This window comes from Bradyrhizobium sp. LB8.2, from assembly GCF_040548035.1.
Lineage (GTDB): Bacteria > Pseudomonadota > Alphaproteobacteria > Rhizobiales > Xanthobacteraceae > Bradyrhizobium.
On the sequence record NZ_JBEPQV010000021.1, the window covers coordinates 63,740 to 75,588 of the forward strand.

Sequence of the window (11,849 nt, forward strand, 5' to 3'; positions counted from 1 at the left end):
TCACTCTTTTTTGGGTTCCACCTCTGCCGCCGGCACCTCGATAATCAGCCGGAAGTTTTCATCCAGGCCGTACGCTTGGGATTGTCCGACCTCTTGGTTCACTTCCGCGTCTCGCCAGACGAAGCTATCGCGGTCCCCCTGCTTTATCTGAAAGCGAGCTATGAATTTTGCGCCGTCCTTAGAGTTTACTGTGAGCGTAATCATGGAAATTCCCCTCTAAAGTTTCAGGCAGAGCGTTGCGACATCGTTGAACGGGTTGCCATCGCGACCTCAAATCTTGATGTAGATTGTGGCTAGGATCGTAGGAGGCACAATCGAGTGCGCGCTGCCATTCGTGTTATTCGAGGTAGAGGATACGGTGCCCGCTGAAACGGTCCCCGTCGATGTGACGTTCCCGTCCGAGTAGGTACCGAAGCCAATGTTCGCGCCACTTGCTAACGAGCTAAACCGATGCGCAATATCGCTGGTGGTCGAAGTCACGCTGATACCGAACGAAGCGTTCTGCGACTGAATGCCGGTCGGCAACTCACTGAGCAACAGGGTATGATATTGCAGCCCACCAACAGCGCCAAGCGTTGTTGGTGCGGCGCCAAAATACGATAATGTAAGACGCCCCGCCGCGCTGTTACCCATGTCATCGAGACCAGCGATCCCGCGGCCCCGCGCATCAGGCAACGTGATGGTTTTGTTTGCCGCCCAATCCGCCGCGCCAGATGTCCCACGACCCCCGCTTACTGCAAGGTTTGCATCCGCGCCCCACAGGTAGACAAATAGCGCCTGCACATCGGAGTTTGCGCGCTCGGCCGCACCCGACGTCGCCGAGCCAATAGTCCTACCGTTCGCCCGGACGAAGCCAGAGAGGATGCCAGTGCCGTAAGCAACCTTCATATCACCAGTGGCGAGGACGGTCGTTGGATCGACAGTGCCGCCGCCGCCGCCGCCGCCAGACGGCCCCACGATGAGGAGCCCATCTTGAACGAGCTTTTGAACTCCATTTCGGTCAGTCAACCTGATCTTGATCGAGCCGTCAGCGCAGAACAATTGCGGGACCCGGCCCGCTGCATCGAGGGTGATCGGGTTCGGCCACGCCAACGTCAGGGCCGCATCCTGATAGCAATTTTGCGGTGCGCCAACGGTGCCCGCCTGGATCAAAAACAACTTTCCGCCGATCAGCGGCTTGGCGAACTCGTCAAGCTGCTGCGTCATCGAGATGCCGGGGATCGTGCCTGCCGCGCGTGCTGGGCCCGAGATGCCTATGAAGCTCACCAGCAGGAGCGAAAAAGTCAGCTTGGCGGCGCTGATCAGCATGGGCGCCGAACCTAGCGCCGCGGTCTCGTCAAGTCGTTCATCAGGAGATGCGAAAATCGATCGTGCCATGCTTGTGCTTCCATCGCGCTAACCTGCGTTGGAGGTTGCTCGATTGAGCGCAACCACGCGATGCGAAGCCTATTGCTTTTGCTCAGTTTGGGATTTTGGTGAAGAATGTGAACTTTGAGCGTCTTGCGGGTTCAAGTTGAAGTGCCTGAAGTAGAGTAAGACGAGCTCGCTTGATCGATCGCCGTACACGTAGGCGGCCAGAGCCGGCATGTCGCCGTCAAGCAGCATCTTCAATGCCACCTTACTCACCCTCCAGACTCCGCCGCCGACGCGCCGCCCGATGCCGTGCCTGATGCACCAATTGCGAATTGTGTTTCCGGACGTGGCCGCCAGGCCGGCCGCCTCTTTGACCGAGATAGCTTCTCTCCGGTCGAACGGGATCAACGTGCGGCAAACCTGATCTTCGGGCGGCCTCATGCCACCACCTCTGTGATCAGGACCGCACCGGCCGTGTCATGGCGTCGGTATGTCAGATGCGCGCCCGTCCTCCGATGGATTGATGCCGACGACGCAGTGATGACTGGCACGCCGCCGCCCTGGATCAGGAAAAGAAAGCCCATCACGTCGAAGCGCGCGGCCGGCGCGAGAGGGTGAACCCCGTACAGGTCGAGGGCTGTCCAGCCTATTGCGTGCGCCGCGTGCCCCCATCGCGAGAGGAAGTTTTCGGCGTCACCGAGGAGCAAATCCCACCGCTCAGGGCTCATCCAATCGGGGCAATTTCGCTGCTCCAGCTCTCCCAAAATCGCATGCCATTCTGCCGGCGCGCCGCCTCGCTCGCCCTCAACTTCAGCCCCTGCAAAATTAGTGGTCCCACTGGTCCCACTGGTCCCACCCTCGTTAAGTGATTGATCGATTGCACATTTGCCGGGACCACTCACTGCGCCGTGATGGGACCAGTCAAAATCAACTGGTCCCACCTCCGTTTCGTGACTGGTCCCAACTTTTTCTTTTGAAATGAACGCGTTGCTTGGGGTGGGACCAGTGGGACCAGTGGGACCAGTATTTTTCAGAAGGTCGAGCACGTGAGAAGTGAAGTCCGGAAAGCTATGCGTCATTCGCCGTCCTCCAGGAGCTGGGAGACGATGTGATAGAGGCGCAACTGACCGTGCCCGGGGACCCGCACATGCTTCGCGCGGCGCGCTGGATCGGGCGCGTCCATGTAGCCCTTCGTCGCCATCGTGGCCGCCAACCGGCGGGCGTCGAGCCCGCGGCAAATCTCTTCCTTCCATGCAGTGGTCGTGACGAAGTAGTCCCAGCCGTCGCCCACCTTCTGGCGATAGCCGGCAACGTCGCGCGGGTGGATGCGAGTATCTTGGTCCGCTTCCCAAGCTGGAATGAATCGGGCCATGCCGTTCGCTAGCAGGAAGGAACGCACCTGCTCCAGGCCGTCCTGAACCTCTGCAGCATCGTGGCCGCCGCGCGCAGCCAGCCAATCGCTGAAACACCTGCCTGCGGCCGCGATGGCCTCGCCCGGCTTCCACGGCACAATGCCCCGCTGCTGGGCCAATTCGCCGCCAACAGCGACCAGCGCGAACCGCTGGGCCACGCGCTCGATTTGGCCGTCTGCGCCCTTCGGAACAAACTGAGTGCTGAAGGCCGCCATGATCGGCGCAATCTGCCGACGAAGATCCTCAATCGCGGGAACGATGGAACCGAGGTAATGCCGAGCGGCAACGCCATAGTGCTGCTGCGTTGCAGTTCGCAGGTGCCGGGCCAGCGCTTCGGCTGTCTCGAACCCGTGCAGGTTCTCGAACATGCCCATCCCGGCGCCGGCATCGGCCGCGATATCGACAATGCGAACCTGCTGACCGGCCGCGATCCGCTTCCCCCGTCCGTCCTCCGCTACCTTGTCGGCCAGGCCGATTTCGCCGGACGAGAGGAACAGGACGCGCCACTTGCTTGCCCTGCGGGCCGATCCGTCGCGCGTGCTTCGCGATTTGCCCGAGCCGTTCGCCAGCATGTAGGCGGCTTCTCCCGCGTCCTTCGCCGCGAGTTGCGAGAGCTCGTCCAGGCAAAGAAGCGTATCCGAATGGCTGAGCGCAACACCTTCCAACCCGTTGGCTGTTGCACGCCACGATCGAACGAACCCATTCGCATCCCCGCCGCCCCAGACGCTCCCCGCGACATGCAGCGCCGTGCTCTTGCCCGTCGATGAGGCGCCTTTGAAATGAAGGCCTCCGCCCTCGGACGAGCACGGGCCTACCAGCGGACCAGCGAACGCCGCGGAGATGGCAAGCACCAGGCGGCTATTGCCGACTGCGTAGCGAGCAACGTTTTGCTGCCAACTCTCGAGCGTGCCGCCCTGACGGAACGAGTGCTCGTGAGCCGTGACGCTCTGCAACAATAATTGGTCGCGCTTGTCGTTCGCAAAGCAGTCATCCGGCAGCACGAATGAATTGCTGTGCCACCCAACACGCTGGGTTGCCCTTGCTCGGTTCGGGCTACGAACCTGAAGCAAGAAGGAGTTGAAGAGACCGCGCGCTGTCTGGCTAGGCGCGATGAAAAAGCCGCCCTCCATGAGCGCGCGGCGGGCTTCTGAGCCATCGCCTGCGAGCGTGGCACGCGGCAGCGCAAATTGGTGCTCGCGGTCGTCGTGGTCCTTCCACCGGAGGAGCACCCCCCAATTGGAGCCGTCACCGTCCCGCGTCTCAGCCACAATGTCGAAGTGACCAGCGATCAGAATTGCGGGTTTGTCCAGATCGTCGGGGTTCTGATGCATGAGGCCGCGGTCGGAGAAGCTATAGCCGAGCGGCAACTGCTTCTTTTGGTCGGCGCGGCCGGCGATACGTTCTTGGTTGGGATGTTCTGCCTCGGGAGAGGCGCCATCGTCCGGCGCGGTCGACGAACATTCATCCGGCATCGCCCTCGCTTTCTGCTCGGGCGGCCAAAGTTCGGTCGCATCAATGAGTGCGGAAATGTCGGCGCTGGTCTTGCCGGCCGCGAGCCAATCCGACACGTCACCGCCTTTAGGAGTATCGGGGAAGTGCAGCACGCGGATACTAGCGGCGATGCCATGGGCGAGCGCCGCCTTTTCTTCTGCGTGCTTCCTGCCGGCGTCATCGTTGTCGGCCGGAATGACAAGGTGGCGCCCGCGCGCATACTCAGCACATCCGGTTGGCAGCCCGTCTCCGGTCCCGCCGAAGGTGAAAGCGCTGAATGACGCCTTCGCCAGAGTGTCCACGTCCTTTTCTCCCTCGGGCCAGAACAGCGGCGCTTCACCGCGGAATGGGTCAGGACCGACGAAGTAGGGCACATTCTCAAAGCCTTCCGGCTTCCGGTACTGCCACCCGGTGCGGCCGTCAGTGTCGGCCACGCGGAAGACGTTGAAAGCGTTGCCGTCCTTGCGAAGGATCTTCAATCGGACCGGCACGCCACCCCGGCAATAGCTGTGCCGGCGCTTTTCGTCGTCGCGAATGCGCGGGCCTTCGTCGCCAGCCGCGACGAAACGAGGCTTGCCGTCCTGATCCGGCTGAGTGCGAGATGGAAACGAGGAAGGAGCGACGCGCGCGCCGTTCGGCTCGGCCGCAACCTTGTCCGTCCTGTTCGGCGCCGAGCGCATGTTGCCGGTCAGCGTTGACGAACCCTCGGCCGGTTTGACGTTCAGCAAGGTTTGCAGATCACGAGCCGCGTCGAGCTTAGACTTACCCTCGAGATAGGCGACTAAATCGATGGCATCGCCGCCCTTATCCCCCGTCGCAAAGTCACTCCAAACACCGTTGTTCATGTTCACTTTGAAGCTGCCAGGTCGGCCGTCCGAACGGGTTGGATTGCGCGATATCCATTCCGCGCCCGATCGGTAACCGCCCGGCAGCAACTTCGGAACGATGAAGTCGAGGGCACCGAGAGCGGCCGAGCTCACCGCGCTAAAGTCCACGCGCTCATGACGTGCGAAGGCGTTATTGATGGCGCCCATGTTTAGAACTTTCCTTTGAATGTTTCGGTGGGCGGCTCGCTGTCCTGCGCATTCTTGCGTGCATCGTCGATTGCCTGGGCGGCATCGGAGGATGATGAAAAGACACCGGGCACGGCGCAGCCGGACGGAAGCGACGCTGAGAAGCGCTTGCGCCCTAGATCATGAATGAAGCCAAGAACTTCGCGACCACAGCAAACAGTGAGTGTTCTGAGGATTAGCGGAGGGGCGCTCATGATGAGCGCTCCACCGGGACAACCTCAACCGCCGTCTCGAGCTTGTAGCGTCCATGGGTGCCTGGGAAGTCACCCGTGTGCGCTTCGTATCCCGTCGAAATGACAAGGCCGGCCTTACGAAGTTTGTAGACGTAGTGGCTCCAGCGCGGCGCGGGGTGGTCGATGGTTGTGAGGCCACGCGGACCTGCATTGACGAGATGACGCAGCGTCCAAGCTTCACGGCCGGCGAAGGTCTGAAGCGAGCCGTCGGGGAGTTTTATCCTGATCTTGTCCGTCATCGCTCGGCCCCCCCTCCGATCCCGGCAAGGGCTGCAATCAGATCGGCATGGCCGAAAGGAAGCGGATATCGCGAAACGAGGTATTGCCCCGCCCTGGTGACGGGCTTGCGGACAACTGCCGTGCGCCAGTCGAAGAGCGGAAGGCCGGAAAGGTCTTGGATTGGGTGAAGCGACTTGCTATGTGTCTGCACTGTTAAGCCTCTCAAAGGCCCGGTGCGCTCGCTGTCCCGCCAGGAAAAGCCGAGCTGCCGGGTTTTCTTTTGGGGATGGGATCAAGCGGCGGTTGCTTCGCGGCCGATGGCCGGAAATGAATGAACCCAGCGGCGCAGCTCGGTGTCTTCGAGCAGAGTCGCCTTGCCGTCCTTACGGGCGGTCAATTCCTTGTCTTTGATGGCTTTGTAAATGCGCGTGCGGCTGCGGCCGGTCGCCGCCGCTGCGGCTTCCGGCGTATAGGCTATGGGCAATTGGATCGCGGAAATTTTGGCTCCGCCGCCAGGGAGTGACTTGCTATCGGTCATCGGTGCATCCTGCTTTTGTCCCGCCGAACCGCGGGGGATGCACCGACACTAGGAAGCCAAGAAATGCGCCGACAATATAGGCGGGTCCACCCGCCTATTTGAAATGCGGCCTAGTTTTAACCGCTCATTTTCGGCCGGCCACGGGGACGGGAAGGAAATTGCTTTCTCAGCCAGCGAGTATCCTGACGGCTGATGCCGTGCGATTTCATCGCCGCCACGTCATCTACAATCGTTGGGATCACGTCATCCAAGGCGTCCCGATAAGCCTTATAGATTTGACGCTTCTTGTCGTTCGCGCCGGCCCCGGTGATCCGCTCTGCCAGCTCCACCTTGCCCCCGGACGACCATGCGGGCGGGAGTGAGCGAGCGAGGAATTCAATATCGGAGGCCTTAAGGAGGATTACCCGGTCCCAAAGGCCGCCCTCTAGGGTAACGGTGCCCTTTAACAGAATGTCGTCACCCTCGTCGCCGCCCCACCCCTCCTTCAAGACGTGTTTCATTTTGCCGCTGTCTTCACAAAAATAGGCGACCGTTTCGCCAGCAAAGAGGCTTTTACGCAACTCAGATAAGGCCTCCATGAAATCGCAATAACGATCGATGGTCCCTTCAGCGCGGTCCGCTTCTTTGACGTGATAGGGCAGGTGATTATAGATAAATGTCGCATTGAGAGACTTGCCGAGCGCGTTCCAAACCTGCCTCTCATCTGACGACATGGCATCGTCCCCCCACCGCTCGGGATCCCGGGTCTTTGCAATTTTCAGTATCGCTTCTTCCGATCCGATGAAGCCTTTCGGGTAGAATCGTGCCATTTGCACTCCGCTAGTGCTCCGCATGGTGACGGCGCGGCAGGCTGGTGCGGACCAGCTTTTCGGGAGCTACCCTAGCCGCGCCGGTTCTTCGGCGCTTCCGCCAAAACCCTGGCTATCTCGCGCGCGTACCGATTGAAGGCAGCGCCCTTTTCCTTCTGACGCTCATACATGTCATAGTGCACGGATCCCACGTCGCGCGCCTTGTGGTTCAAGCATGCATCCCGATCCTCTTTCTTGACGCCAAGAGCTGACATTCGGGTTTCAACGGTCCGGCGCAGGTCGTGAGGGGAGGGCGGATCTTCAATCCACTTGCCGTCCATTGTCTTGGCGAGCCGGGCCATAGCGACCGTTAAGGCGTGCCCGCTGATTGGCTTAGATTTGTCTTTGGATCGCGGAGACGGAAACAGAACTTCCGCTCCATCCGGCAGGAGAGACATAGCCTCCCTCACAACTTCCAGCGCCAGCGGGGAGAGCGGCAAAAAGAAGTCGCGTTTGTTCTTCACCCGCTCGGCGGGGATCGTCCAGCCGGCGGCCTTCGCCTGGTTGAGGTGCGTGAACTCAGCAAGGGCAGCGCCAGCAATCTCAGTCGCCCGGCCGGCAGTCAGGAGCGCGAGCCGGAGGGCCAAACCGGTCCGATGTGATATCGGCTTTTCGACCGCGCTCCGCCAGAACACACGCAGCTCGTCGTCATCTAGAACTCGCTTCCCGGTCTTTTCAGCACCCCGCTTCTTTAGGCGCGACATGGGATTGTCCTCCCGGAGGTCGCAGTCCACGGCAAAGGAGAAGATTTTTGAGATAAGCGAGTGTACGCGGTTTGCGGCGGTCGGGGTGCCGGCAGCAACAATGCCTTCCAGGAGATCGATGCACTCGGCGCGCCGGATCTTTCGATAGTCGCGCTTCCGCCATTTCGACAACACATGCTTGTCGAGGTTCCGGCGGTCCTCGTCGACTGAGCGCGGGCGCTTGTGCCGCGCCGCGTGCTCGACCATGTACCTCTCTGCCAGCACCTCGAAATCACGCGATCCGGCTTCGGCCCTTTCCGTTCGTTTCGCCTCAACAGGGTTGGTGCCGGCAGCTACCTGCTTGCGCATGCTGTCTGCTTCCGTGCGGGCCTTGGAAAGCCCGATGTCCGGATAGTTGCCGATGGTGGCTCTCAACGTTCGCCGGGTGAGAGGATCGCGGAATCGGAACGCCCAGGAGGAGGCCCCACCTTTGGTCACGCGCAGCACGAGGCCGGCGCAGCGCATGTCGGCCACCTCGAGCCGGCCTTCGCTAGGCGGCTCGATCGCGCGGCAATAGGCGTCGGTCAGCACCTTCTTCACAGCGCGCTATACCTTCGCGCGCTTCTGCAGAAGCTCATACCGCTTGCGAACGAAGGCCGCGGGCATCGGCTTTCCGTATTTGACCCGGTAAACCAGTTCGGCTTCTTTTTGAATAGCGGCACGTTGATCGTCGGTCAGCGCGTCAAAATGCTGACCTTTGTTAATCTTAGCGGAAGCCAAGGTCGCTTGAGCTATCGCCCTGTAGTTCATCATGCCGATTGATCCGGTTGAAGCACTGCCGCTATCTGTCTCCCACGTCCCCGAATCTGGGGACACAGCAGGGACGCAAAATCGCGGGATGCAGTGGGACTGAGCGGAACGGAGGGGTACATTTCACGAGAATAAATCGAGAACCGACCCCGTTCAAGCGTTCTGATGCGTCCCCCACCGTTTTGAGCATCAGACTACGAATCTGAGGGTCGGACGTTCGAATCGTTCCGGGCGCGCCATTTGGTACTCATCTCCGAATGCGGTTTGGCCCCGATTGACTGGCCAGCTCGGCTCTCTCCAGCACATCCTTGCTTCCTTTAATGCAGGCTTTCGGAAACGGCTCATGGATCCCTCCGGAGTTTGCGATATCGTCCCGATATAAATCGTATCCGGTTAAATCGGGTGCGATCTAAATGTTGCGACGAAAGGATGCAAGCATCGCCGGCGACCTGCCGGGCGTCAGTCGCGCGATAGGGACAGTCCCGCGAGAAGCGGAGCGTATGCGGCGAGCCTGCGGGATACGAACTCCGTGAAGAGCCGCACGCGCTTCGTCTTGCGGGTCTCCCCGTGTGTGAGAAGCCAGAGCGTTCCGTACATGTGCAGGTCGGTGCCCGGCACCCTCACCAGCAGGGGGTCGGCATCGCCAATGAAGCACGGCAGCGTCGTGATCCCGAGCCCTTGCCGTACTGCAACGATCTGCGCCTCGGCGTCCGTGATCCTGAACGGAACCCCCGTGGTGCGAACCTCACCCTCGCTGGCCCAGTCGGGTATTCCATGAATGCTGATGACGATCCACCGGATGGGATCCGGCGCGCCCGTACGCCACGCGGCTAGTCGATCCCTGGACATGTAGACGCCGCCGAACAGCTCCGGTCCCTTCATGCCGTGAAGATTGAGCGGCAGGGTTTTGCGGTCGTAGACGACGCGGATCGCGACGTCGGCCTCTCGGTTGGTCAGATTTGCCAGCTCGCCGAACGACAGGATTTCCATCTCGATGTCCGGATGCAGACGCGCGAAGTCGGCGAAGTCCGGCATGAGCAGGTGTGTCGCCAGCGGCGGCGCCAGCGTCACCCGCAGAAGCCCGCGCACGCTCTGGTCGCGCCCGAAGACGCGCGTCTCCAGCAGGTGCGACGACGCTTCCATCTGGTCCGCGAACTCGAGGACCTCCTCGCCCGCAGCCGTCAGGCGGTAGCCCGAAGGCAGCTTTTCGAACATTTGGACCCCGAGCCGTTCCTCGAGCTGGGCGATGCGTCGCAGCACGGTCGCGTGATTCACACCGAGGCGCTCGGCGGCAGCCCGCACCGAGCCTCCGCGCGCGACGGCAAGAAAGTAGCGAACGTCATCCCAGTCGATCATGGTGCGATCCCGCACCGCGCGGTGCGCCTTCCAAAGCCCGTATCTAACGTCTCGTACAGCAGTACGGGCGGTCATCATAGCCTATGCCCGCAAGCACCGCCCAATTCCCGAACGGCGGACACCGATCGCCGCGGCCGTCGTCAGTCGTCCGGCCGGATCGATTTCGCACCACCGATGTGCGCGCTTCCGCACTCAACGCCTGACGCCGACGGACCTATGTCGAGGTTCTCGGGGGCAGATGCTGTCCCGACATCACGAAAGGAGAAGTTGTGCGAAAGCTAGACGGTAAGGTTGCAGTTATCACGGGCGGCGCTACCGGCATTGGGCGCGCCGCAGCAAAGCGCTTCATCGAAGAAGGCGCCTTCGTCTTCATCTTCGGCCGCCGACAGGAGGCGCTCGACGCTGCTGTCGCCGCCCTCGGGCCCAATGCCCGCGCGGTGAAGGGCTCGGTCTCGGATGAGGCCGACCTCGACCGACTCTATGCGGCGGTGAAGTCCGAGCGCGGAACCCTCGACATCGTCTTCGCCAATGCAGGCGCGGGAAGCCAGCTTCGGCTCGGCCAGATCACCGCCGCGCACATTGACGAAGCCTTCGACACCAACGTGAAGGGTACGATCTTCACGGTCCAGAAGGCGCTGCCGCTGATGGGTCAGGGCGGTTCGATCATCCTGACCGGATCGAGCGCCGGCACCACGGGCGCCCCGGCAATGAGCGCCTACAGCGCGAGCAAGGCGGCCGTGCGCAACCTCGCGCGGACCTGGGCGGAGGACCTGAAAGGCAGCGGCATCCGGGTCAACGTGCTGTCGCCCGGGGCGACTGCGACCGAACTCGCGAAGGAAGCGCTGGGCGAGGAGGGCCAGAAGGTCTTCGCCTCGATGACTCCGCTCCAGCGCATGGCCGATCCGGCGGAGATCGGGGCCGTGGCTGCCTTTCTCGCATCGTCGGACAGCAGCTTCATGACCGCCAGCGAAGTCGCCGTCGACGGCGGCCTGGCGCAACTCTGACGCCGGCGCGGTCCCGCGGCTGGCCCACACACAACGAAAGATAAAAGATCATGAAAAAACTAGAAGGCAAGATCGCAGTCATCACCGGCGGAAGCAGCGGGATTGGGTTGGCCACAGCCAAGCGCTTCGTGGAAGAAGGTGCGCACGTCGTGATCACCGGGCGACGCGAGAAAGAGCTGAAGGAGGCCACAGCCTTCATCGAGCGGAACGTTACGACGGTCGTGGGCGACGTGTCGCGCTTGGAAGATCTGGACCGGCTCTACGCCGTCGTGAAAGAGAAACATGGTCACATCGACATTCTCTTCGCGAACGCGGGCGCGGGGACGATCGCACCGCTCGCGGTAGCTACCGAGGCGCATTTTGACCAGACCTTCGATGTGAACGTGAAGGGGCTGTTCTTTACGGTGCAGAAGGCGCTTCCCCTCTTCAAAGACGGCGGTTCGATTATCCTGAACTCTTCGGTGTCGAACGTGTTGGGGCTGCCGGGATTTAGCGCCTACGCCGCGAGCAAGGCGGCTGTGCGCAACTTCGCGCGCGCTTGGACGCTGGAGCTGAAAGACCGCAAAATCCGCGTGAATGCGATGAGCCCCGGACCAACCGAGACCCCCGCCCTCGAGACAACGACGGGCCTTACCCCCGAGCAAGCCGAGCAAGCGGCGGGCCAATTTGCTTCACAGATCCCAATGGGTCGCAGGGGCAAGCCAGAGGAAATCGCGGCTGCCGTCATGTTCCTCGCCTCCGATGAAAGCTCTTTCATCACCGGCGTGGATCTCGCCGTCGATGGCGGCATGGCGCAGGTCTGACCCCGGCATCAACACTAGATCGGAGA

General features: G+C 61.6%; 14 protein-coding genes. 2 read left to right on the top strand and 12 right to left on the bottom strand.

Going from position 1 to position 11,849, the window contains the following annotated elements; genetic code table 11:
- The 12 genes from ABIB06_RS24015 to ABIB06_RS24070 form a co-directional block, all read right to left on the bottom strand.
- Window positions 1-204 (bottom strand): hypothetical protein, encoded by a 204-nt coding sequence (locus ABIB06_RS24015; protein ID WP_354125664.1) that lies wholly within the window; start codon window positions 202-204, stop codon window positions 1-3.
- A 66-nt stretch (window positions 205-270) separates the two neighbouring features.
- Window positions 271-1,377, bottom strand: a complete 1,107-nt coding sequence (locus ABIB06_RS24020) for a hypothetical protein (protein WP_354125665.1) — start codon at window positions 1,375-1,377, stop codon at window positions 271-273.
- Window positions 1,378-1,446: 69 nt separating this feature from the next.
- Window positions 1,447-1,794, bottom strand: coding sequence for a hypothetical protein (locus tag ABIB06_RS24025; RefSeq protein WP_354125666.1), 348 nt, complete (start codon window positions 1,792-1,794; stop codon window positions 1,447-1,449).
- The gene (locus tag ABIB06_RS24030) at window positions 1,791-2,432 is read right to left on the bottom strand and encodes a hypothetical protein (RefSeq protein WP_354125667.1); all 642 of its coding nucleotides are present in this window, start codon (window positions 2,430-2,432) and stop codon (window positions 1,791-1,793) included. Before ABIB06_RS24030 ends, ABIB06_RS24025 begins: the two co-directional genes overlap by 4 nt.
- Complete coding sequence (locus ABIB06_RS24035; protein WP_354125668.1) at window positions 2,429-5,290, bottom strand: DUF927 domain-containing protein; 2,862 nt, start codon at window positions 5,288-5,290, stop codon at window positions 2,429-2,431. The genes ABIB06_RS24030 and ABIB06_RS24035 overlap by 4 nt, the downstream gene beginning before the upstream one ends.
- Window positions 5,291-5,292: 2 nt before the next feature.
- Window positions 5,293-5,523 carry a hypothetical protein gene (locus ABIB06_RS24040; RefSeq protein ID WP_354125669.1) on the bottom strand — a complete coding sequence of 77 codons (231 nt, stop codon included), beginning with the start codon at window positions 5,521-5,523 and terminating at the stop codon, window positions 5,293-5,295.
- Window positions 5,520-5,801, bottom strand: coding sequence for a winged helix domain-containing protein (locus ABIB06_RS24045; protein ID WP_354125670.1), 282 nt, complete (start codon window positions 5,799-5,801; stop codon window positions 5,520-5,522). Before ABIB06_RS24045 ends, ABIB06_RS24040 begins: the two co-directional genes overlap by 4 nt.
- Before the next feature lie 272 nt (window positions 5,802-6,073).
- Window positions 6,074-6,319 carry a hypothetical protein gene (locus ABIB06_RS24050; protein WP_354125671.1) on the bottom strand — a complete coding sequence of 82 codons (246 nt, stop codon included), beginning with the start codon at window positions 6,317-6,319 and terminating at the stop codon, window positions 6,074-6,076.
- Window positions 6,320-6,435: 116 nt separating this feature from the next.
- A complete protein-coding gene (locus ABIB06_RS24055) occupies window positions 6,436-7,128 on the bottom strand; it encodes a hypothetical protein (protein WP_354125672.1) in 693 nt (230 codons plus the stop codon).
- 71 nt (window positions 7,129-7,199) lie between these two features.
- A complete protein-coding gene (locus ABIB06_RS24060; RefSeq protein ID WP_354125673.1) occupies window positions 7,200-8,450 on the bottom strand; it encodes a tyrosine-type recombinase/integrase in 1,251 nt (416 codons plus the stop codon).
- Window positions 8,451-8,456: 6 nt separating this feature from the next.
- Window positions 8,457-8,663, bottom strand: coding sequence for a hypothetical protein (locus tag ABIB06_RS24065; RefSeq protein WP_354125674.1), 207 nt, complete (start codon window positions 8,661-8,663; stop codon window positions 8,457-8,459).
- Window positions 8,664-9,119: 456 nt separating this feature from the next.
- On the bottom strand, window positions 9,120-10,016 hold the full coding sequence (locus ABIB06_RS24070; RefSeq protein WP_354051179.1) for a LysR family transcriptional regulator: 897 nt from the start codon (window positions 10,014-10,016) through the stop codon (window positions 9,120-9,122).
- Window positions 10,017-10,285: 269 nt separating this feature from the next.
- Between ABIB06_RS24070 and ABIB06_RS24075 the strand changes: the two genes are divergently transcribed.
- A complete protein-coding gene (locus ABIB06_RS24075) occupies window positions 10,286-11,020 on the top strand; it encodes an SDR family NAD(P)-dependent oxidoreductase (protein WP_354051181.1) in 735 nt (244 codons plus the stop codon).
- Between the two features lie 50 nt (window positions 11,021-11,070).
- The gene (locus ABIB06_RS24080; protein WP_354051183.1) at window positions 11,071-11,823 is read left to right on the top strand and encodes an SDR family NAD(P)-dependent oxidoreductase; all 753 of its coding nucleotides are present in this window, start codon (window positions 11,071-11,073) and stop codon (window positions 11,821-11,823) included.
- Window positions 11,824-11,849: the final 26 nt, after the last annotated feature.